At 66.7% G+C, this 20068-nt stretch carries 17 protein-coding genes; 3 read left to right on the top strand and 14 right to left on the bottom strand.

Annotated elements, in window-relative coordinates; genetic code table 11:
• Window positions 1-114: 114 nt before the first annotated feature.
• Window positions 115-1242, bottom strand: a complete 1128-nt coding sequence (gene dapC, locus AC5RW2_RS15435) for a succinyldiaminopimelate transaminase (RefSeq protein ID WP_494074154.1) — start codon at window positions 1240-1242, stop codon at window positions 115-117.
• Between the two features lie 5 nt (window positions 1243-1247).
• Window positions 1248-1571, bottom strand: a complete 324-nt coding sequence (fdxA, locus tag AC5RW2_RS15430) for a ferredoxin (RefSeq protein ID WP_127511272.1) — start codon at window positions 1569-1571, stop codon at window positions 1248-1250.
• Window positions 1572-1662: 91 nt separating this feature from the next.
• Here fdxA and AC5RW2_RS15425 point away from each other — a divergent pair, with 91 nt between their 5' ends.
• Window positions 1663-1911: a putative acetyltransferase gene (locus AC5RW2_RS15425; RefSeq protein WP_494012580.1), complete on the top strand. Its 249-nt coding sequence runs from the start codon at window positions 1663-1665 to the stop codon at window positions 1909-1911.
• Here the strand turns inward: AC5RW2_RS15425 and AC5RW2_RS15420 are convergent.
• Window positions 1899-3215, bottom strand: a complete 1317-nt coding sequence (locus AC5RW2_RS15420; protein WP_494074153.1) for an MFS transporter — start codon at window positions 3213-3215, stop codon at window positions 1899-1901. The genes AC5RW2_RS15425 and AC5RW2_RS15420 overlap by 13 nt on opposite strands.
• Window positions 3216-3283: 68 nt before the next feature.
• On the opposite strand from AC5RW2_RS15420, the gene AC5RW2_RS15415 reads away from it, so the two are divergent.
• Entirely contained in the window at window positions 3284-3778 is a 495-nt protein-coding gene (locus tag AC5RW2_RS15415) for an ArsR/SmtB family transcription factor (RefSeq protein WP_494000308.1), read from the top strand.
• Between the two features lie 24 nt (window positions 3779-3802).
• On the opposite strand, the gene AC5RW2_RS15410 is transcribed toward AC5RW2_RS15415, so the two are convergent.
• The 8 genes from AC5RW2_RS15410 to AC5RW2_RS15375 all read right to left on the bottom strand — a co-directional run bounded on the left by AC5RW2_RS15410 (window position 3803) and on the right by AC5RW2_RS15375 (window position 14475).
• The gene (locus AC5RW2_RS15410; RefSeq protein WP_494074152.1) at window positions 3803-4297 is read right to left on the bottom strand and encodes a hypothetical protein; all 495 of its coding nucleotides are present in this window, start codon (window positions 4295-4297) and stop codon (window positions 3803-3805) included.
• Window positions 4298-4307: 10 nt separating this feature from the next.
• Window positions 4308-6230: a translational GTPase TypA gene (gene typA, locus AC5RW2_RS15405; RefSeq protein WP_494012584.1), complete on the bottom strand. Its 1923-nt coding sequence runs from the start codon at window positions 6228-6230 to the stop codon at window positions 4308-4310.
• Window positions 6231-6390: 160 nt separating this feature from the next.
• Window positions 6391-8082 (bottom strand): dipeptide ABC transporter ATP-binding protein, encoded by a 1692-nt coding sequence (locus AC5RW2_RS15400; RefSeq protein WP_494074151.1) that lies wholly within the window; start codon window positions 8080-8082, stop codon window positions 6391-6393.
• Window positions 8079-9047 carry an ABC transporter permease gene (locus AC5RW2_RS15395; protein WP_494074150.1) on the bottom strand — a complete coding sequence of 323 codons (969 nt, stop codon included), beginning with the start codon at window positions 9045-9047 and terminating at the stop codon, window positions 8079-8081. The genes AC5RW2_RS15400 and AC5RW2_RS15395 overlap by 4 nt, the downstream gene beginning before the upstream one ends.
• On the bottom strand, window positions 9040-9966 hold the full coding sequence (locus AC5RW2_RS15390; protein WP_494074149.1) for an ABC transporter permease: 927 nt from the start codon (window positions 9964-9966) through the stop codon (window positions 9040-9042). Before AC5RW2_RS15390 ends, AC5RW2_RS15395 begins: the two co-directional genes overlap by 8 nt.
• A gap of 124 nt (window positions 9967-10090) precedes the next feature.
• A complete protein-coding gene (locus AC5RW2_RS15385; protein ID WP_494074148.1) occupies window positions 10091-11731 on the bottom strand; it encodes a peptide ABC transporter substrate-binding protein in 1641 nt (546 codons plus the stop codon).
• 255 nt (window positions 11732-11986) lie between these two features.
• Complete coding sequence (locus AC5RW2_RS15380; protein WP_494022613.1) at window positions 11987-12523, bottom strand: hypothetical protein; 537 nt, start codon at window positions 12521-12523, stop codon at window positions 11987-11989.
• Between the two features lie 131 nt (window positions 12524-12654).
• A complete protein-coding gene (locus AC5RW2_RS15375) occupies window positions 12655-14475 on the bottom strand; it encodes an ABC transporter ATP-binding protein (RefSeq protein ID WP_494074147.1) in 1821 nt (606 codons plus the stop codon).
• Window positions 14476-14555: 80 nt separating this feature from the next.
• Between AC5RW2_RS15375 and AC5RW2_RS15370 the strand changes: the two genes are divergently transcribed.
• Complete coding sequence (locus AC5RW2_RS15370) at window positions 14556-15179, top strand: PH domain-containing protein (RefSeq protein WP_494022611.1); 624 nt, start codon at window positions 14556-14558, stop codon at window positions 15177-15179.
• 40 nt (window positions 15180-15219) lie between these two features.
• Here AC5RW2_RS15370 and AC5RW2_RS15365 read toward each other — a convergent pair whose 3' ends face one another.
• The 3 genes from AC5RW2_RS15365 to AC5RW2_RS15355 form a co-directional block, all read right to left on the bottom strand.
• Window positions 15220-16248, bottom strand: a complete 1029-nt coding sequence (locus tag AC5RW2_RS15365) for an ABC transporter permease (protein WP_494000318.1) — start codon at window positions 16246-16248, stop codon at window positions 15220-15222.
• Window positions 16245-17786, bottom strand: a complete 1542-nt coding sequence (locus tag AC5RW2_RS15360) for an ABC transporter permease (RefSeq protein ID WP_494022609.1) — start codon at window positions 17784-17786, stop codon at window positions 16245-16247. Before AC5RW2_RS15360 ends, AC5RW2_RS15365 begins: the two co-directional genes overlap by 4 nt.
• A 211-nt stretch (window positions 17787-17997) precedes the next feature.
• Window positions 17998-19785 (bottom strand): ABC transporter family substrate-binding protein, encoded by a 1788-nt coding sequence (locus tag AC5RW2_RS15355; protein WP_494000320.1) that lies wholly within the window; start codon window positions 19783-19785, stop codon window positions 17998-18000.
• Window positions 19786-20068 lie beyond the last annotated feature (283 nt).

Below are 20068 nucleotides of genomic sequence, written 5' to 3'. Positions count from 1 at the left end.
GTGGCACTGAGCATGCACATACTCGGGTAAAACGCTACCCGTAGAGTCGCGGATATATCTAATCCGCGACATATATTTTTGTTCATATCCACAGTCAGGCGCTGCCGGGCCGGGTCAGGAAAGCCGCTCGACGGCGGCGTCGATCCGTTCGTCGCTGCCGGTCAGCGCCACCCGGATATGGCCGTTGCCGGCCTCGCCGTAGAACACGCCGGGTCCGGTGACGATGCCCAGCTCGGCCATGCGGCCCACGGTGGTCCATGTATCTTCCCCCGCGCTCCCCCACAGGTACAGCCCGGCCTCGGAATGGCTGATCTGCACGCCGAAATTCTCCAGCGCCGGCAACAGCCGCTCGCGCCGGCTCCGGTACAGGTCCTTCTGCTCCTGGACGTGCGCGTCATCGCGCAGGGCAGCGAGCATCGCGGCCTGGACCGGGAACGGCACGATCATGCCGGCATGCTTGCGGCTGTTGATGATGTTCGGCATCAGCGCCGGGTCGCCGGCCAGGAACGCGGCACGGTACCCGGCAAGGTTTGACTGCTTGCTGAGCGAGTAGGCGCACAGCAGGCCCTCGTGCGAGCCCTGCGCGACGTACGGGTCCAGCACGCTCGGCACGGCCTGCCCGCCGCGGGCGGTGTCCCAAGCGCCCCAGCCCAGCTCCGCGTAGCATTCGTCGGAAGCGACCACGGCGCCCAGGCCGCGGGCGTCCTCCACCAGGGTGCGCAGCTCTGCCCGGTCCCGGACCATGCCCGTCGGGTTGCCCGGCGAGTTGACCCACACCAGTTTCACCCGGCTCCTGGTCTGCGCATCCAGGTCCGCCAGGTTGTCCGCCGCCACCGGGGTTGCGCCGGCGAGGATGGCGCCGATGTCGTAGGTCGGATACGCCACGACGGGGCGCACCACCACGTCGCCCGCCCCGAGTCCCAGCAAGGTGGGCAGCCAGGCGACCAGCTCCTTGGAACCGACGGTGGGCATGACCGCTTCCGGATCCAGGCCGGGAACGTTGCGACGGCGGCCGAACCACTCCGTGATCGCTTCCCGCAGTTCGGCGGTGCCGTGGGTCGTGGGGTAGCCCGGGGCATCGGCGGCCGCGGCCAGGGCCTCCCGGACGACGGCCGGAGTGGAGTCAACCGGCGTGCCGATGGACAGGTTCACCGCGCCGCCGGGGTGCCCGGCCGCTTTCTGCGCGTAGGGCGCCATGGCGTCCCACGGGTATTCCGGCAGCTGCAGGCCGAAGGGACTCATCGAGTTCAGTCTTGGTTCTGCGGCGGCAGCGCGGCGATCAGCGGGTGGTCCTTGTGTGTGTTGCCCAGCTTGGCGGCACCGCCCGGGGATCCCAGGTCGTCGAAGAACTCCACGTTGGCCTTGTAGTAGTCGGCCCACTCTTCGGGGGTGTCATCCTCGTAGTAGATGGCTTCGACCGGGCAGACCGGTTCGCAGGCGCCGCAATCGACACATTCATCCGGGTGGATGTACAGGGACCGTTCGCCTTCGTAGATACAGTCCACCGGGCATTCTTCGATACATGCCTTGTCTTTTACATCCACGCACGGCTGTGCGATTACGTACGTCACGTCCGTCAGCACCTTTCTGAACAGTTCCCACTAGCGTATCCGTTGGGACCATTATCTCCCCAGCCGGGCACGGCCCGCCTAAGATGGTCACGTGATACCCGCTACCCCCGCCGCGTTCCTGGCCGCAGCAGCACCGGGAACGCGCGTGGTGGTCCGGTACCGGATCGAGGGCGGCTTCACCGACGTGCTCGGCGAACTGCGGGCCGTCGACGCCGACAGCTGCACGGTAGGCACCAGGCGCGGAGACGTCGTCGTCCCGTTGCCGGCCGTGGCCGCGGCCAAGCAGGTGCCGCCCGCCCCGCCGCGGCGCCGCCCGCGGGCCGGCGGTCAGCCCTCGTAGCTGTCCGGCAGTTTACGCAGGGCCCACAGGGGCGAGAACAGCACCGGCGCCGCGGCAAGCGCGGAACCGGCCGCACCGATCCACAGGGTGGGCACCAATCCGATGGTTCCGCCGAGCAGGCCCGCCAGCAGCCCGGAGAGCGGCAACACGCCGTACACCACGAAGCGGATCGACGCGTTCATCCTCCCGAGCAGCCGCGGCGGGCAGACCCGCTGGCGCATCGTCACCTGCATCACGTTGTAGACCAGGGAGCAGAAGGAGACGCCGGCCTCGCCGACGATCAGCAGGAACAGTGCCGAGGCGGTGTCCGGCATCAGCACCGACAACGGCATCGCCGCCAGGAAGACCGCCGACGCAACGCTGGCCAGCGGAATCAGGGCCCCCTCGCCGGTCAGCTTCGCCAGCCGGGGCGCCGCCACCGCTCCCAGCAGCCCGCCGGCCGCGGCGACCGAGTAGACCAGCCCCAGCGCGGCCGGGCCCAGACCCAGTTCGCGCAGCACCAGGATGGGAAACAGCGTGAAGGCCAGTCCGGCGAAGAAATTTGTCAGGCCCGTGCACGCGGCTATCCGGCTGATCAGCGGGTGCCGGACCACGAAGCCGAGCCCTTCCCGGATTTCCACCGCGAGCGGCCGCCGGCCGTGCCGCGGAGCAGGCACTTCCCGGTCCGAGGTGCGGACCAGGAACAGGGCCGAGAACAGGTAGCCGAGCGTATCCGCCAGGAACAGCAGCGGAGCCGCCATCACCTGCAGCAGGCCGCCGCCCGCGGCGGGTCCGCCCATCCTCGCCAGCTGCGCGGTGCTCTCCAGCTTGGAGTTCGCCGACGACACCTGGTCGCCGCGCACCAGGACCGGTATGTAGCTCTGGTAGGCCACGTCGAAGAACACCGTTGCGCAGCCGAGCCCGGCCGCCACCGCGTACAGGTGCCACATCTGCAGCACGCCCGCCCACCACAGCAACGGCACGGACAGCATCGCGGCGGCACGGACCAGGTCGGCCGTGATCATGACCCGCCGTTTGAGCCAGCGGTCCACCCAGGCCCCCGCCGGCAACCCGATCAGCAGAAAGGCGGCGGTGGCGCTGGCATTGAGGACACCCACCTGGAATTCGCTGGCCCCGAGCACGGCCACGGCGAGCACCGGGACGACCAGCTGGCCGACCTGGGCCCCGACCTGGCTGAGCGCCTGGGCCGACCAGAAGGTGCGGAAGTTCCGGTCCCGCCATAACGACGGCGGTGCCCCGCCCGGGTGGGCGGCGCCGGCCGCCGGGGCGGTTCCGGAGGCCCCGGGCGCGGGTAGCTGGGTCACAGGTCACAGTCTCGGGTAGCGATTGGGGAAAGTCAATCATTAGGTGCCCGGTGTCGTATGCTGGAGACATGCCTACGGATCAGGACCTGCAAGCCGCCGGGCGGGCGCTCAGCTCCCCGGTACGGCTGCGCATTCTCCGGCTCTGCCTCCACCGGTCCAGGACCAATAAAGAGATCGCGGAGCTGCTCGGCCTGAATCCGGCCACCTCGCTGCACCACGTGCGCACACTGCTCAACACCGGCTTCCTGGAGGCCGAGGAACCGCGGAAGGGCAACCGGGGGGCCAAGGAAGTCCCCTACCGCGCCACCCGGATGTCCTGGGGCGCGAAGATGCCGGACGCGGCACCGGTGCTGGTGGAGACCTTCCTGCAGGAAATCGACGGCCTGGCCCCGGACGAGATCGAAACCACGCGGATGGGCATTAAGCTCAACGACGCGCACCGCCAGGAGATGCTGGCGAAGATCCGCGCAATTTTCGAGGAATACGCGATGTTGCCCGCCGACGAGGACGGGACTGCTACCTCAATCTTCATGGCGCACCATCTGGACCAGACGGCGAATTGACGCCCCGCGCGCGGGCGGGGCCGGTCAGGCGCCGGCCCGCCGCGGCTTGAGCGCCCAGGCGCAGACCAGCAGCGCCACGATGGTGGCGAAAACCAGCCCGATCATCCAGATCCGCCCCGCCACGGCGATCGGCAGTTCCACCGCCGCCGTGGTTCCCGTGACGATCAGCGGCTCGCCGCCGGGAGCCATCGCCATCAGCCCGACGAGGACGTAGGAGAGGACGCCCGTCAGGCCGGCCATCAGGACGTTGTGCGTCTTGAGTCCGGCCCAGACCATCACCGCCAGGGCGAACAGCAGGGCTGCCGCGGCGCCCCACGGATACCCGGACTCCCCGGCATAGAGAATCTGCGAGTGCAGGGCCGTCCCCGCCACCGCCGTCGCCACCGCCCCGAAGACGGCCGTGCCCCACCCGTGGAAGGCGGGACGCCGCCGTCGTGCCGCGCGCCGTTCCGGGCCCTGCCCGGAAACAGCGGAAGGCAACCCGCCGCGGTCTCCGGCGGGTTGCCTCTGCTCTGTCATAGGGTCCAGTTTATGCCCGGGCGCGCGCCCGGGCGGCCTTAAGCCGCTCGTTGGCGTCCAGGACCACCTTGCGGATGCGGATCGCCTCCGGGGTGACCTCCACGCACTCGTCCTCGCGGGCGAATTCGAGGGACTCCTCCAGGGTCAGGTTCCGCGGCGGGGTGAGGTTCTCGAAGCTGTCGGAGGAAGCGGCACGCATGTTGGTGAGCTTCTTCTCCTTCGTGATGTTCACGTCCATGTCGTCAGCGCGCGAGTTCTCGCCCACGATCATGCCTTCGTAGACCTCCGAGGTGGGCTGGACGAAGAAGGAGCCGCGTTCCTGCAGGTTGATCATCGCGAAGGGCGTGACCACGCCGGCCCGGTCGGCCACCATCGAACCGTTGGTGCGGTACTCGATCGGCCCGGCCCACGGCTCATAGCCCTCGGAGATGGACGCGGCGATGCCCGCGCCCCGCGTTTCGGTCATGAACCGGGTGCGGAAACCGATCAGGCCGCGGGCCGGAACGATGAACTCCATCCGGACCCAGCCGGTGCCGTGGTTGGCCATGTTGACCATCCGGCCCTTGCGGGCGGCCAGCAGCTGCGTGACGGCACCGAGGTACTCCTCGGGCACGTCGATGGTCATGTGCTCCATCGGCTCGTGCACCTTGCCGTCGATGGTCTTGGTGACCACCTGGGGCTTGCCCACGGTCAGCTCGAAGCCCTCGCGGCGCATCTGCTCCACCAGGATGGCCAGTGCCAGCTCGCCGCGGCCCTGGACCTCCCAGGCATCCGGGCGTTCGGTCGGCAGCACCTTCAGCGAGACGTTGCCCACCAGTTCCTTGTCCAGCCGGTCCTTGACCTGGCGGGCGGTGACCTTGGCGCCCTTGACCTTGCCGGCCAGCGGCGAGGTGTTGATGCCGATGGTCATCGAGATGGCCGGGTCGTCCACCTTGATCAGCGGCAGCGGCTGCGGGTTCTCGGCGTCGGTCAGGGTCTCGCCGATGGTGATGTCCTCGATGCCGGCGACGGCGACAATCTCGCCCGGGCCGGCGGATTCGGCCGGCACGCGCGTCAGTCCCTTGGTGGCCAGCAGTTCGGAGATCCGGACGTTCTTCAGCTGGCCGTCCTGGCGGGCCCAGGCCACGGTCTGCCCCTTCTGCAGGGTGCCGTTGTAGATGCGCAGCAGCGCCAGGCGGCCCAGGAACGGGGAGGCGTCAAGGTTGGTCACGTGGGCCTGCAGCACGCCCTCGGGGTCATAGGACGGGGCCGGCACGTGCTCCATGATGGTGGCGAACAGCGGCTCCAGGTCCTCGTCTTCCGGCAGGGTACCGTCGGCGGGCTGGGTCAGCGAGGCCCGGCCGGCCTTGCCGGAGGCGTAGACAACGGGAACGTTGAGGACGGCGTCCAGGTCCAGATCGGGGACTTCGTCGGCAAGGTCCGAGGCCAGGCCCAGCAGCAGGTCCATCGCCTCGGCAACGACGGCGTCGATGCGGGCGTCCGGGCGGTCGGTCTTGTTGACCACCAGGATGACGGGGAGCTTGGCGGCCAGCGCCTTGCGCAGCACAAAACGGGTCTGCGGCAGCGGGCCCTCGGAAGCGTCAACCAGCAGAACCACGCCGTCCACCATGGACAGGCCGCGCTCCACCTCGCCGCCGAAGTCGGCGTGGCCGGGAGTGTCGATCACGCTGATGGTGATGGTCTCGCCCTGGGCGGCCGGGCCGGAGTAGAACACGGTGGTGTTCTTGGCCAGGATGGTGATGCCCTTTTCACGTTCCAGTTCCCCGGAGTCCATGACGCGCTCTTCGGTTTCGCCGTGGCTGGAGAAGGCACCGGTGTGCTTCAGCATGGCATCCACGAGGGTGGTCTTCCCGTGGTCGACGTGGGCTACGATCGCGACGTTGCGAAGGTCGCTGCGGACGGCGCTCTGCGTCGATGCGGTGGTTTCAGACATGCGGGATTACTCTTCCGTGGATTACATGGAACCTGGGCCTAATATCGGACAGCCAGCGCCGTGCCCGGATGCGGGTAGGCACTCCATTGTAATCCGCAACGCCACTCATGGCCTAACGGGGCCCCGGACCCCGGGCCGGCGACGGGGCCGGAATCCCGTGTCAGGCCACCTCCGGCGGCAACTCCAGGCTCGCGCCGGGAATGGCGGCCAGCAGCTCCTGCGTGTACCGCTGCTGCGGAGAATCGAAGACGCCGTCCGTGGTGCCGGCCTCCACCACCCTGCCCTTTTCCATCACGGTGACGTGGTCGGCGATCTGCCTGACCACGGCCAGGTCGTGCGTGATGAACAGGTAGCTCAGCCCCAGGTCCTGCTGCAGGCCCGCCAGCAAGTCCAGGATCTGGGCTTGGACCAGCACGTCCAGCGCGGAGACGGCCTCGTCGCAGATCACGACCTCGGGATCCAGGGCCAGCGCACGCGCGACGGCGACCCGTTGGCGCTGGCCCCCGGAGAGCTCGTTCGGGAACCGGCGCATGGCGGACGCCGGAAGCGCCACCTGGTCCAGCAGCCGCCGGACCTTGGCTTCACGGCTCTTGCGGTCGCCGATGTTGTGCACGCGCAGCGGCTCCTCGATGGTGCGGAAGATGTTGTACATGGGGTCTAGCGATCCGTAGGGATCCTGGAAGATCGGCTGGACCCGCCGACGGAAGGCCAGCAGTGCCTTGGCGTTGAGCCCGGTCATGTCCACGCCGTCGAAGACAATGCGGCCGCTGGTCGGCGACTCGAGGTTCAGGACCATCTTTGCCACCGTGGACTTGCCGGATCCCGACTCCCCCACCACCGCCATCGTGGTTCCGCGCTTGATATTGAAGGACACATTGTCCACGGCGGTGAAGTCGGTGGACTTCCCAAACCCGCTGCGCAGTTTGAAGACCTTGGTCAGGTCCTTGACCTCGATGACATTGTCCGTGGCTTGGGCCTCCTGGCCGACCGGGGCCAGCAGTTCCGTGGTTTCGATGCCGGCGGCCTTCGCCGACTGGATCCGCCGCGAGGCCAGGGACGGCGCGGACTCGACCAGCCGCCGGGTGTAGGGGTGGCGCGGGTTCTGCAGTATCTGCAGGGCAGGACCCGACTCCACCACCCGGCCCTTGTACATCACCACCACCTTGCGGGCACGTTCGGCGGCCAGGCCCAGGTCATGCGTGATCAGCAGGACGGCGGTGCCGAGGTCCCGGGTCATCGATTCCAAGTGGTCCAGGATCTGGCGCTGCACCGTCACGTCGAGGGCCGAGGTGGGTTCGTCGGCAATCAGCAGCCGCGGCCGGCACGACAGGCCGATGGCGATCAGGGCGCGCTGGCGCATGCCGCCGGAAAACTCGTGCGGGAACTGCCGTGAACGGCTGGCGGCATCGGGCAACCCCGCCTCGGCCAGCACTTTGGCCACCGCGGCGTTATCGGACCGGAGCCCGTTGGCGCGCAGCGTTTCCCTGACCTGGAAGCCGATCTTCCACACCGGGTTGAGGTTGGACATGGGGTCCTGGGGCACCATGCCGATCGAATTGCCGCGCAGTTCCACGATCCGCTGGCTGCTGGCGCCGGCCAGGTCTTCCCCGGCGAAGACGATCTGCCCGCCGGAGACCCGGCCGTTCTCCGGGAGCAGGCCGATGGCCGCCAGCGCGGTGGTCGACTTGCCCGAGCCTGATTCGCCCACTATCGCCACGGTCTCCCCCGGCATGACGGTCAAGTGGGCGTCTTTGACCGCTTCCACGTCGCCGGTGGACGTTCGAAACGTAATCGCCAGGTCTTTGATCTGCAGCAGGGGCGCGGCGCCGTCGACTTCGCGGATGTGCGTCATCGCTTCCTCGCCTTCGGGTCAAGGGCGTCCCGGAGGGCGTCGCCGAGCATGATGAAGCTCAGCACGGTGACCGACAGCGCCAGTGCCGGCCAGAGCAGGCTGGCCGGGTTGGAGCGCAGCGACACCTGGGCCGCGGAGATGTCATTGCCCCAGGACATCACGTCGGGCGGCAGCCCAATGCCCAAAAAGGACAGGGTGGCCTCGGCCACGATGAAGATCCCCAGGTTCACGGTCACCACCACGATGACGGGCGCCAGCGAGTTGGGAATGACGTGTTTGACCAGCGCGGCAAGCCTGGAGACGCCCAGCGACCGGGCCGCCGTGACGAAGTCGGCGTTCCGCACGGAAATGACAGCGCCCCGGGTGATGCGGGCCACCTGCGGCCAGCCGAAGACCACCAGCGTGATGACCACCGTCCAGACGTTGCGGTTGGCCCGGAACAACGGCAGCTGCATGATGATGATGGCGCCGAGGATCAGCGGCAGCGCGAAGAAGACGTCGCCGATTCGGGCGATCACCGAGTCCAGCCAGCCGCCGTAGAACCCGGCGACGGCGCCGAGCGTCCCGCCGATCAGCAGGGCGCCGAGCGTGGCGAAGATACCCACCGTCAGCGACGCCTGGGTCCCGTAGATGATGCGCGAATAGACGTCGCAACCCTGCTTGGTGAACCCCAGCGGGTGCCCGGGCGCCGGTCCGCCGTCGGAATTGGCCAGCAGGCAGTTTTGCGCCGGCGGCGTCTGGGTGAAAATCCACGGGAAGAGCGCCACGACAATGACCAGCACCAGCAGCAGCGCCGAGATGATGAAGAGGGGTTGCCTCCGCAGGTTCCGCCAGGCTTCGGCCCACAGGCTCAGCGGCTGGACATCCTCGTCGACCTTGTCGGTCGCCAGCAGCGGCGTTTCGTCCAGGGGCGCCACGAAATGCTCGATGGCCTGGTTGTCGCGTTCCAGCGGTTCTCTAGGCATAACGGATCCTCGGGTCGAGCCAGGCATAGAGCACGTCCACCAGCAGGTTGGCCAGAATGTACACGAGCACGAGCACGCTGACGATGGACACGATGGTGGGGCCCTCGCCCCGCAGCACCGACTGGTACAGGCGCTGGCCGACGCCGGGGACGTTAAAGATGCCCTCGGTCACGATCGCCCCGCCCATCAGGGCTCCGAGATCGGCGCCCAGGAACGTCACGACCGGGATCATCGAGTTCCGCAGGATATGCACGACGACGACCCGCGGCCGGGACAATCCCTTGGCCATCGCGGTGCGCACGTAGTCGGCGTTCATGTTCTCGATGATGGAGGTTCGGGTCAGGCGCAGCACGTAGGCCAGCGACACCAGGCCCAGCACGACGGCGGGGAGTATCAGGTCGGACCAGCCAGCCTGGGCGCCGACCGTGGGCCTGGCCCAGCCGAGCTTGACGCCGACGAGGAACTGCAGGACGAAACCGAGGACGAAAATCGGGATGGCGATGACGATCAGCGAGGCGACCAGCACGGTGCCGTCGAACATCCGGCCCTTCCGCAGCCCGGCGATCAATCCGAAGAGGATACCGAAGACGGCTTCGAAGATCAGCGCGAGGATGGCGAGCCTGACCGTGACCGGGAAGATCTGGGCGAGCACCTCGGCGACGGGCCTGCCGGAGAAGTCGTTGCCGAGGTTGAAGGTGACGAGGTTTTTCAGGTAGAGGACGTACTGGATGAGGAACGGCTGGTCCAGGTTGTACTGCGCCCGGAGCTGGGCGGCCACCGCGGGGTTGACGGCCCGGTCGCCGAACAGGGCCTGAATGGGATCGCCCGGCAGCGAAAAAACGAGGAAATAGACCAGGAACGTGGCGCCGAAGAACACCGGGATCATCTGCAGGAAGCGGCGGAGAATGTACCAGAGCACTAGCTTCCTCCTTGCGCCCGGCGTGCCGCCAAGTGATGGATCATCAATCCTGCCTCTCGGTGGGATCGGGAGCTGGGGCGCGTTGCGGGGGCCCGGCCGCGGCCAGGCCCCGCAACGCCCGGGGTCACTTGCCGGTGATCTGGTGGTAGATCGGCACCCCGTTCCAGGCGGTGTCCACGTTCTCAACGACGGAACTCCAGCCGACCTGCCGGACCTGGTACCACAGCGGGATGGCGGGCAGGTCCCGCATCAGGATCTCCTGCGCCTCGTTGAAGATCTGGTTGCCCTCTTCCGGCGTGGCCGCACCCAGCCCGTCACGCAGCTTCTGGTCGAATTCCTTGTTGGAGTAGTCGCCGTCGTTGGAACCCGCTCCGGTGCCGTACAGCGGCCCGAGGAAGTTGTACAGCGACGGGTAGTCGGCCTGCCAGCCGGCACGCGCGGCGCCGGTCATTTCCTTCGCCGTGACCTTGGTCCTCAGCTCGGGGAAGGTGGCGTACGACTCGAACTGGGCGTCGATGCCGAGCACGTTCTTCAGGCCGTTGACGACTGCTTCGATCCATTCCTTGTGCCCGCCGTCGGCGTTGGAAGCGATGGTGAACGTCCTGTCGCCCCACGGTTCGATCTTGTCGGCTTCCGCCCACAGCCGCTTGGCCTCCTCCTCGTTGTACTGCAGCACTTCGTTGCCGGGGATGCTGTCGCTGTAGCCGGTGAGCACGGGGGCGGTGAACTCGGTGGCCGGCTGCCGGCCGCCCTGGAAGATCACCTGGGTGATCTCGTCCCGGTTGATCGCCATGGAGATGGCCTGCCGCCGCAGCTGGCCGGCCTCGCCGGTCCATTCGTCCAGGTACTGGGGAATGACGATGGTCTGGTTGCCGGCATACGGCTTTTCCAGCCAGCGGCCCTCGCCGAGGTCGGTCTTGAAGTTTGCCAGGGCGCTCGGCGGGATGGTGTCGAGCACGTCCAGGTTGTCCGAGAGCAGGTCCTGGTAGGCCGCCTCGAAGGACGAATAGAACTTGAAGGTGATCCCGCCGTTCTGCGGGGTCCGGGTGCCCTGGTAGTCCGGGTTCGGCACCAGTTCGATCTGCACGTCGTGCTGCCACGCGCCGTCGCCGCCCAGCATGTAGGGACCGTTCCCGACCGGGTTCTCCCCGAAGGCCTCCATGTCCTCGAAGGCCACGGGCGGCAGCGGCACGAACGCCGTGTAGCCCAGGCGCAACGGCCAGTCGGATTCGGGCTGGCTCAACGCCACGGTGAAGGTCGTGTCGTCGACGACCTTGAGCCCGGACATCTCCTTCGTGGTCGCGCCCTCGGAGCTGACCTCGTCGTATCCTTCGATGCTTTCGAAGAAATAGGCACTCAGCTGGGCGTTCTCGACGGCGGCACCGTAGTTCCAGGCGTCCACGAAGGAACTGGAGGTGACCGGGTCGCCGTTGGTGAACGTCTGGTCCGGCTTCAGGGTGATCGTGTAATTCTGCGAGTCCTCGGTCTCGATGGATTCCGCCACCTCATTGACCGGTTTGCCCTCGGGATCGTAGCTGATCAGCCCCTCGAAGATGAGGTCCACCACGCGGCCGCCGCCGACCTCGTTGGTGTTGGTGGGGACCAGCGGGTTCTGCGGCTCCGTGCTGTTGGCCGTGATCACCGCCTCGGCGTTGCCGCCGCCGGCCTCCGTGCCGCCGCCACCATCGCCGCCCCCACAGGCCGTGACCGCGAGCGCTGCTGCGGCTGCCAGTCCAACCAGTCGGGATGTTCGAGCGAAACGCATGCCGCCTCCTCAGGTACCGTGCTCCATCCGGCGGCTTGTGACGCCGGACCTTTCCGCGCCGGCATGGATCTCAGCCGCGCAGGCTCAGGTGGCACCAGCATATGCGCCAACTGTGACGCTGATAACAGGCCGTGCTTCCAATTGGGTTGCAATTTGGTGAAAAGGGATGCTAAAGCGGCCGCTGCCGACGTTCCGGGCCCGGCGGCCCGAAACGAACGCTCTCCGGGCGACGGCGACGGACCGGTCTCGGTCCGCTCAGGACAGCTCGGCGAGCTTTGCTTTCCAGTAGGCACGCCAGTGGTCGAGCTGCTCGGTCGACTCGAGCCGTTCATGCTGCACTCCCACCGAGGACTTGCCCGAAGGCTTCTCATAAATATGCACGCTGACCCGGGAGCCGTCGGCCAAGCCGCAGCGCCAGTACCGCCACTTGGCGGTGTCGCTCAACTCGGGTCCGCGGGTGACCGCGATGCCCGAGAATTCCTCTGCCGCGCCCACCACGGCCACCCACTTGTTCCGCGCCTCATCCATGCTTCCGGTGACGGTCTTGCTCACCGAAGTTTGGAACTCCCCGTCGCAGTCCTGGCCGGGCTGGCGCCGGCCGATCTGCTGTTCGTAGGCGACGGTGGCCGTCTGCGCCCACCAGCCGTCCGCGAGCCCCGACTCGTGCAAGGCAGCGGCGATCTCCTTGTGGCTGAGTTCCTTGGCGTTAATTCCGGCCAAGTACTCCTCCACTTCGGCCCAGCTGACGCCGATGCCCTTTTCGATCGCCTCGATATTCATGCTGCGTACCACTAACACTCCTGGATTGCGCGATGGCCGGCGGCACCGTCGCGGCAGCGCACCGGCCAGGGGCGGCTGAGCCCCCGCCGCCATTTCATCATGGGCGGGGGCTCGGCACTGTGGATGGCGGGCTTGCGGGTCTGTCAGTCGCCGGCGGCCAGCAGCTGGGCGCGCAGCTCGCGGCGCTCGCGCTGCTTTTCCGGATCGGGCAACGGCACTGCCGCCAGCAGCCGCTGGGTGTACAGTTCCTGCGGGTTGCGCAGGATCTCGTCCCGGGTGCCCTGCTCAACGATCCGGCCGTGGCGCATCACGCAAATGCGGTCCGCGAGCACGTCGATGACAGCCAAGTCGTGGGTGACGAACAGGCAGGCGAAGCCCAGTTCCTGTTGCAGGTTCTGGAACAGGTCCAGCACGGTGGCCTGGACCGACACGTCCAGCGCGGAGGTGGGTTCGTCCGCCACCATCAGCTTCGGCTCCAGCGACAGCGCCCGGGCGATGCCCACGCGCTGCTTCTGGCCACCGGAGAGTTCGTGCGGATAGCGGTTGCGGTAAGCGCGCGGCAGCTCCACCTGGTCCAGCAGCGCCTCGATCTTCCGCTGCAGGGCGGCGCCCTTGGCGACACCGGCGAGGTACATGGGTTCGCCGATGCTCTCGCCGATCGGCAGCCGGGGGTTCAGCGAGGACGACGGGTCCTGGAACACCATGCCCACGTGGCGGCGCAGCGCGTGCAGCTGCCTGGGCCGGGCGCCCGCGATCTCGTGGCCCACCACCCGCAGGGAGCCCTCCGCGACGGGCAGCAGTCCGACGGCCGCGCGGCCGATGGTGGTCTTGCCCGATCCGGATTCTCCGACCAGCCCGACCACCTGTCCCGGATAGATGGACAGGTTGGCCCCCTCCACGGCACGGAAGGCGGGCACCCGGCCCTGTTTGGGATATTCGATGGCCACGTTGGTCAGCTGGAGCACGGGGTCGCCCTTGGCCGCTTCATGGCGTGAGTGCGCCAGGGCTTCGGCGTTTTCGCGTTCGCGCCGCTGCAGCTCGGTCTCGTCGATGCTCAGCGAGACCCCGGTGGCGGCGGCCAGCGCCGCCGTGAGGTCGACTTCCGTTCCGTCCTCGGGGCGCCCGCCCAGGTGCGGCACGGCGGCCAGCAAGGCCTGCGTGTATTCGTGCCGGGGGTTGTTGAAGATTTCCAACGCGGTGCCGGCCTCCACGATGCGGCCTCGGCGCATCACGGCGATCTTGTCGGCCAGGTCGGCGACCACGCCCATGTCGTGAGTGATCAGCACGATGGCGCTGTCCAGTTTGTTGCGCAGGTTGCGCATCAGGTCCAGGATTTCGGCCTGGACGGTAACGTCCAGGGCGGTAGTGGGCTCATCGGCAATCAGCAGTTTGGGGTCGCAGGAGAGCGACTGGGCGATCATGGCGCGCTGGCGCTGGCCGCCGGACAGCTGGTGCGGGTAGGACCGGAAGGCCTTTTCCGGGTCGGGCAGCTCGACGAGCTCCAGCAGCCGCAGTGCCCGCTTCTTCGCCTCGCTGGGCGAGATGGCATAGTGCAGCCGCAGCGTTTCCACGATCTGGAACCCGATGGTGTACACCGGGTTCATCGCCGTCATGGGTTCCTGGAAGATCACGGCGACGTCTTTGCCGCGCACCTGCCGGAGCTTGGCGCTGCTGAGGCCCAGGATCTCCCGGCCGTTGAGCTTGACGCTTCCGGTGGCACGGCTGTTGGCCGGGAGCAGGCCCAGCAACGCCATCGAGCTGGCGCTCTTGCCGGAACCGGATTCGCCCACGATCGCCAGGACCTCGCCGGCCTTGACATCGTAGGTGAGACCAATCGCGGCCGGCACCCACTCCTTGTCCACGCCGAAATCCACGCTGAGGTTGGTGACCTCCAGGACGGGTGGTGTTCCGCCGGCCGTCTCCAGTTTTCCTGCCGGCAGCGTCGGATCGATGATTTCAGTCATAGCTGGTCTTTCCCTTCCAACCTGTCGCAGTTGGTTGTGGCTACTGGAGAACCGGTACCCGGTCCTGAAACTATGGGGGCATGACAACGTCTGCTGCCGCCGGCACCACGGTCTTCCGTCCGCGCTCCGCGACCTGGTTCACGGGAAGCGTCTGGGCGATCGTGGCGGTCAGCCTGGCGTCCTCGGTGCTGACCCACGGCCCGGGCAGCCTGCTCGTCTCCTGGCCGCTGCTCGCTATTGCCTATCTGACCTGGTGGCTGGCCTGGTATCCCGCCGTCGTTATCGGCGACGACGGCGTGGTGTTGCGCAACCCGGTGCGGACCGTCTCCGTGCCCTGGGGAGCCCTGGCGACGGTGGACACCAAGTATGCGCTGACGTTGGTTACCCCGCGCCGCAAGTACACCTCGTGGGCGGCACCGGCTCCCGGCATGTTCGGCGTCCACCGCGCCCGCGCCGATCACGTCCAGGGGCTTCCGGAGACCACCTACGGGCCGGCGCAGTCGGTCCGCCCCGGCGATCTCGCGAACACCGATTCCGGGGCAGCCGCGTACTACGTCCGCAAGCGATGGGCGGAGCTGCTGGCTGCTGGCAGCATCAGCATCGGAGATGCCGACAACGTCCCGGTGGGACGGACACCGAACTGGGCGGTCCTCGCCGTCGGGACGGCGCTCGCGGTACTCAGCGTCGTAACGCTGGCCCGCTGAGCCGGGCCTCACGGGGCCGGGCAGGCGACGGGTGCCCATCCTAGACACCCGTCGTCGCGGTGGTTCCGGTCTCGGGGTGCGCGGAAACCGCTGCCGCCTTCGCCCGCTTGGCATTGAACTTCTTCTGCCGCGGGTCGAACGCGTCGCGCAGTCCGTCGCCGATGAAGTTGATGCACAGGCAGATGGCCACGATGAACATGCCCGGCCACCAGAACAGCCACGGGCGGGTCTGGAACGCTTCCTGGTTCTGGCTGATCAGCAGGCCCAGCGAGACGTCCGGTGCCTTCACGCCCAGGCCCAGGTAGGACAGGCTGGTCTCCAGCAGGATCGCCGCCGACATGCTCAGGGTCACCGAGACGATGATGACGCCCACGGCATTCGGCAGGATGTGCTTGAAGATGATCCGGGCGCTGGAGGCGCCGGCGATCCGTGCGGCGTCGACGAATTCGCGCTCGCGCAGGGACAGGAATTCCGCCCGGACCAGTCGGGCCAGGCCGGTCCAGATCACGCAGCCGACGAACAGGCCCAGGAAGTACGGCTGGATGCCGGGCCCGACGGCCCGCCCGGCGACCTGGCCGAGCACCGCCGCGATGATGATCAGCGGGATGACGATGACGACGTCGGTCAGCCGCATCAGCACCGCTTCGACCCAGCCGCGGAAGTAGCCGGCGAGTGCGCCGATGACCACCCCGATGGCGCCGCCGACCAGGCCGATGATGAACATTACCGCCACGGAGATCTGGATGCCGCGCATGGTCTGGGCGAAAGTATCGCGGCCCAGCCGGTCCTGTCCGAACGGATGTTCGCCCAGGCTGAAGGGGAAAAGCTGCAGGGTGGGCGCTCCCGAGTTCACCATGTCGTTGACGCCGTTGTGCGTGTACTTCCACCAGCCGGGCAGGCCGAACATCCCGCTGGACGAATAGGCGATCAGCAGGATCAGGCCAAAGACCACCAGGCTGACGACGGCTGCCGTGTTGCCGATGAAGCGCCTGCGGACGATCTGGCCCTGGCTGAGGCCGGCCTTGTTCTCGTTGGTGGCTGCGACGGGTTTCGTTGCTGTGGCGCTCATGCCTTTACCCTCACTCGCGGATCAAGCGCGGAGTAGACCAGGTCCGCGACAAGGTTGAACACCAGTGCCAGGATGCCGGTGATGAGGAAGACACCCATCACCGGATTCGGGTCGACCCTTTGCAGCGCCTGGATAAACAGCTGCCCCATGCCGGCGAAGGCGAACACCTGCTCGGTGATCACCGCGCCGCCGATCAGCCCGCCGATGTCGAAGGCGACGATCGTGGCGATCGGAATCAGCGCGTTGCGGAACGCGTGGCGCATGACCACGGTGCGCTCGCCCAGGCCCTTGGCCCGGGCGGTGCGGATGTAGTCCATGTTCATGATCTCCAACATCGACGACCGCGAGTAGCGGCTGTACGACGCCAGGGAAATCAGCAGCAGCGCGACGGTGGGCAGCAGCAGGTGGGTGAACGTGTCGAGGCCGTGGACCCAGTAGTCGCCCTTCAGGTTCGGCGTTTCCGAGCCGATGGTGGCGATGGGCCGCTGGTTGACACGCCCGTTGGTGAAGTAGGTGGGCCATGCCTGCATGAAGCGGTCGAGCGCGATGAGGCATCCGACCAGGAAGGAGGTTATCGCCGCGGCATTCATGCTCTGGCGGCGGTCATAGCCGCCCATCAACCAGCCGACCGCGAGTCCGACCAGGACGGCGGCAAGGGCCAGCAGGAAGATCATCAGCCCGGTGGCCTGGGCGAGGAGCGGCTGGATCGGGAAGTAGATGATCACGCCGATGCCGACGCTGATGAGCGCAGAGTAGAGCGCCTTGCGGTTCTTCAGGCCCGCGGCCAGCAGGGTGATGCCGAAGGCGATGCCGACGCCGCTGATGGCGATAACTACCAGGCCGAGCCCGGGAGTCTTGAACCACTGGGTGACCGACAGACCCCAGAACACTGCGGCAGCCAGCAGGAAACCGATTCCGGCGGCGCCCAGTTTCCGTTTGTAGCTGCCGTTGGCGCAGACGAACCACACGGCCGCGCTGACCAACCCGATGATGAGGATGGATTGCAGCGGTATGTCGGGGTTTTTCAGGAAGTTATTGAATCCAATGGCACCGAATTCTTTCAGCAGGACGGCTACCCAGAAAACGGGAAGTGAAAAGAATAGGAACGCCATGAAGGTGATGCCGTAATCCAGGGCGCTGTACTGGCGCAGTGCCGAAACAATGCCCAGGGAAACTCCAATGATGATGGCGAGGACTGTTGCCGCCGTGACCAGCAGGATGGTCATGCCCATGGCCCGGCCCAGTTCGACGGTGACCGGCTGGCCGTTGACGGCATAGCCCAGGTCGCACTGCGCCACGAACGGGACGACGCACTTGGCGGCGCCTGCCAGCCAGCCGAAGTACCGGATGGGTGCCGGTGTGCCCAGGTCGAGCAGCGCGATGCGCTGCTGCATGAGCTGCTCCTTGTTCGCGGCATTGCTTTCCCGGAGGTCGTGCAGGGGATCACCCGACAGCGCCGTCAACTGATAGACCAGGAAAGAGGCACCTAGGAGAATGAGCACGGCGGTGAATAACCGCCGCACAATGTAGGTCACCATAGCGTTTTTAACCTCGTTGGTATGTGTCTGCGGATCTTGTGGATCCGGCATTTTCACAGTGAGTGTAATGCAGGTTACACACGAGCGGAATTTGGGAAATCCCAATCACTTATGCGGGCAAATCCGGTGGTAAATGGCGCAAGGCGCCGGGACCGTGGTACTCAAGGTCCCGACGCCTTGCATGCTATCTGCCGAGGAACAGGCGGGGCGGTTACTTAACCTTCCACTCCCAGAAGTTCCACCAGACGCCGGTCTGGTTCGGCATGTACTTCACACCGTCGATGCGGTCGCTGTTGTAGGCATCGATGCCGACCGGCTGGAACAGTGGCAGGCCGTAGAACGAATCCCAGACGATCTTGTCGATCTGCTTGATGAGTTCGTCCTGCTTCTCCGGCTCCGTGGTGACGATCAGCTCGTCCATCAGGGCGTCGGCTTCCTTGCTCGAGAAACCGTTGTAGTTGGAGTCGGCCTTGGTGCGGAAGATCTGCGGCACGCCGCTGACGCCCACGCCCGGGGAGATCCAGCCGAAGATGGTGGCATCGTAGGTGCCGCCGCCCAGGGCCGAGCCCCAGTCGGAGCCGCCCAGGCCGCCGTCGACGATCTTGAAGCCGGCCTTGGAGGCGGATTCCTCGATCAGCGTGAAGGCGTCCACGCGGTTGGGGTTGTCCTTGTTGTACATGATCCGGACCTCGGGGGTGGCGCCGGCCAGCAGCTCCTTGGCACCCTCGATGTCGGCTTCCTGGTAGTTCTCGGAGCCGTTGTTGGCGGCGGAGTCCTCGTAGCCGGCCTGCGCCGGCACGAAGAACTGGGAATCCAGCGGCTTGGCCTCCGGATCCAGCGGAGCCATCAGGCGGTCGACGATGGCCTTGCGCGGCACGGCCTTCATGAAGGCTTCGCGGACGTTGGCTTCCTTGAAGACGCCCGAGAAGTTCAGGTCGATGTGGTCATAGGAGAGCTGCTCGCCGCGGTTGACGGTCACGCCCTCCAGCCCTTCGAGCAGTTCCACGGTGTCGGCGGACGCCTGCGGGGCGATGATGTCCACTTCGCCGTTCTTCAGCGCCTGGACCTGATCGGGAGCGGCGCCGATGTAGCGGATGGTGATTTCCTCCACGTTCGGCATCGGTCCGAATTCGTAGGCCTCGTTGCGGACCAGGGTCATGGACTGATCAGGAGTGATGCTGTCCACGATGAACGGGCCGGTGGAGAGGTAGAGGCTGGCGTCCGACGGGAGGGTCTTGCTGTCGAAACCGGTGTTCCAGAAATCGGCGACGGCCTTGAGCTCTTTGTTCTCGGCCGGCTTGTCCGGGTTGCCCTTGGGGCTCTCGCTGATCAGGTCGACCAGTGCCTGCTCGTCTGCCAGTCCGGCCTTCTCGGCCACCACGTGGGCCGGGCTGTCCAGGACACCGTAGGAGATCTCCCAGTCGGCGAACGGCTTGGAGTACTTCAGCGTAATGGAGCGGCCGTCGTCGCTGATCTCGGGCTTGTCGGTCAGGCCCAGGCCGGAGGTGTCGCCGGCGTAGGAGAAGTAGGCAGTGCCCTTGTCGACTTCACCCTCGTCGTTGTAGGTGGCATCGTCGAAATGGCCGGAGTAGACGGCCCAGGCGAGCAGCAGGTCGCCGGCGTCGACCGGGTTGCCGTCCGACCAGGCGACGCCCTCGTTGACTGTGTACTTGATGGTCAGCGGGTCTTCGCTGACCTTCTCGTAGGTGCCGAATTCTTCGTTCTTGACCACGTTAAGTTCGTTGTCGATGTAGTTGAAGTCCGCATGGGTCAGGTACGAGATCTTCGAGTTGATATCGACGTTGCCGACGGCCGTGTCCGAGTTGAAGGAGCTGAAGGCGTTCACTTCAGCGACGCTGATGGAACCACCGGCTCCAGCCGCGGTGGAATCGCCTGTGCCCTCGGGGGAATTTCCGCCACCCGAAGTCGCGCAGGCGCTCAGGGCCAGGGCTGCAACAGCCGCGACCCCGATAGCTTTGGAAGTACGTCCGAAACGCATTCCGCCTCCTTGTTTCTGTCTTTGGAAGGTCCCCTGCAGTGCTGCAGGGGACGGACATAGACCGCGTCGCCTGAAGTTCAACGAGCTTCCCGCCGAACGTGGCATGTCTCACACGCAATAGAGCGTAAACCGGAACCCCTCGGCTTGGGTATAAAAACTTCGCTTCATATCCGGTTGTTACCGAGATGCAACCTTAAAGCCACGGACCGCCACGGGGCGAAAACTTCGACCCCGGGCGGGAGTCGGGGCCGGATGCCCGGAAACACGGCGATCCCGGCCTGTT

Source organism: Arthrobacter sp. B0316-1-20 (assembly GCF_059091865.1).
This window is presented reverse-complemented; position numbering and strand designations above follow the sequence as displayed.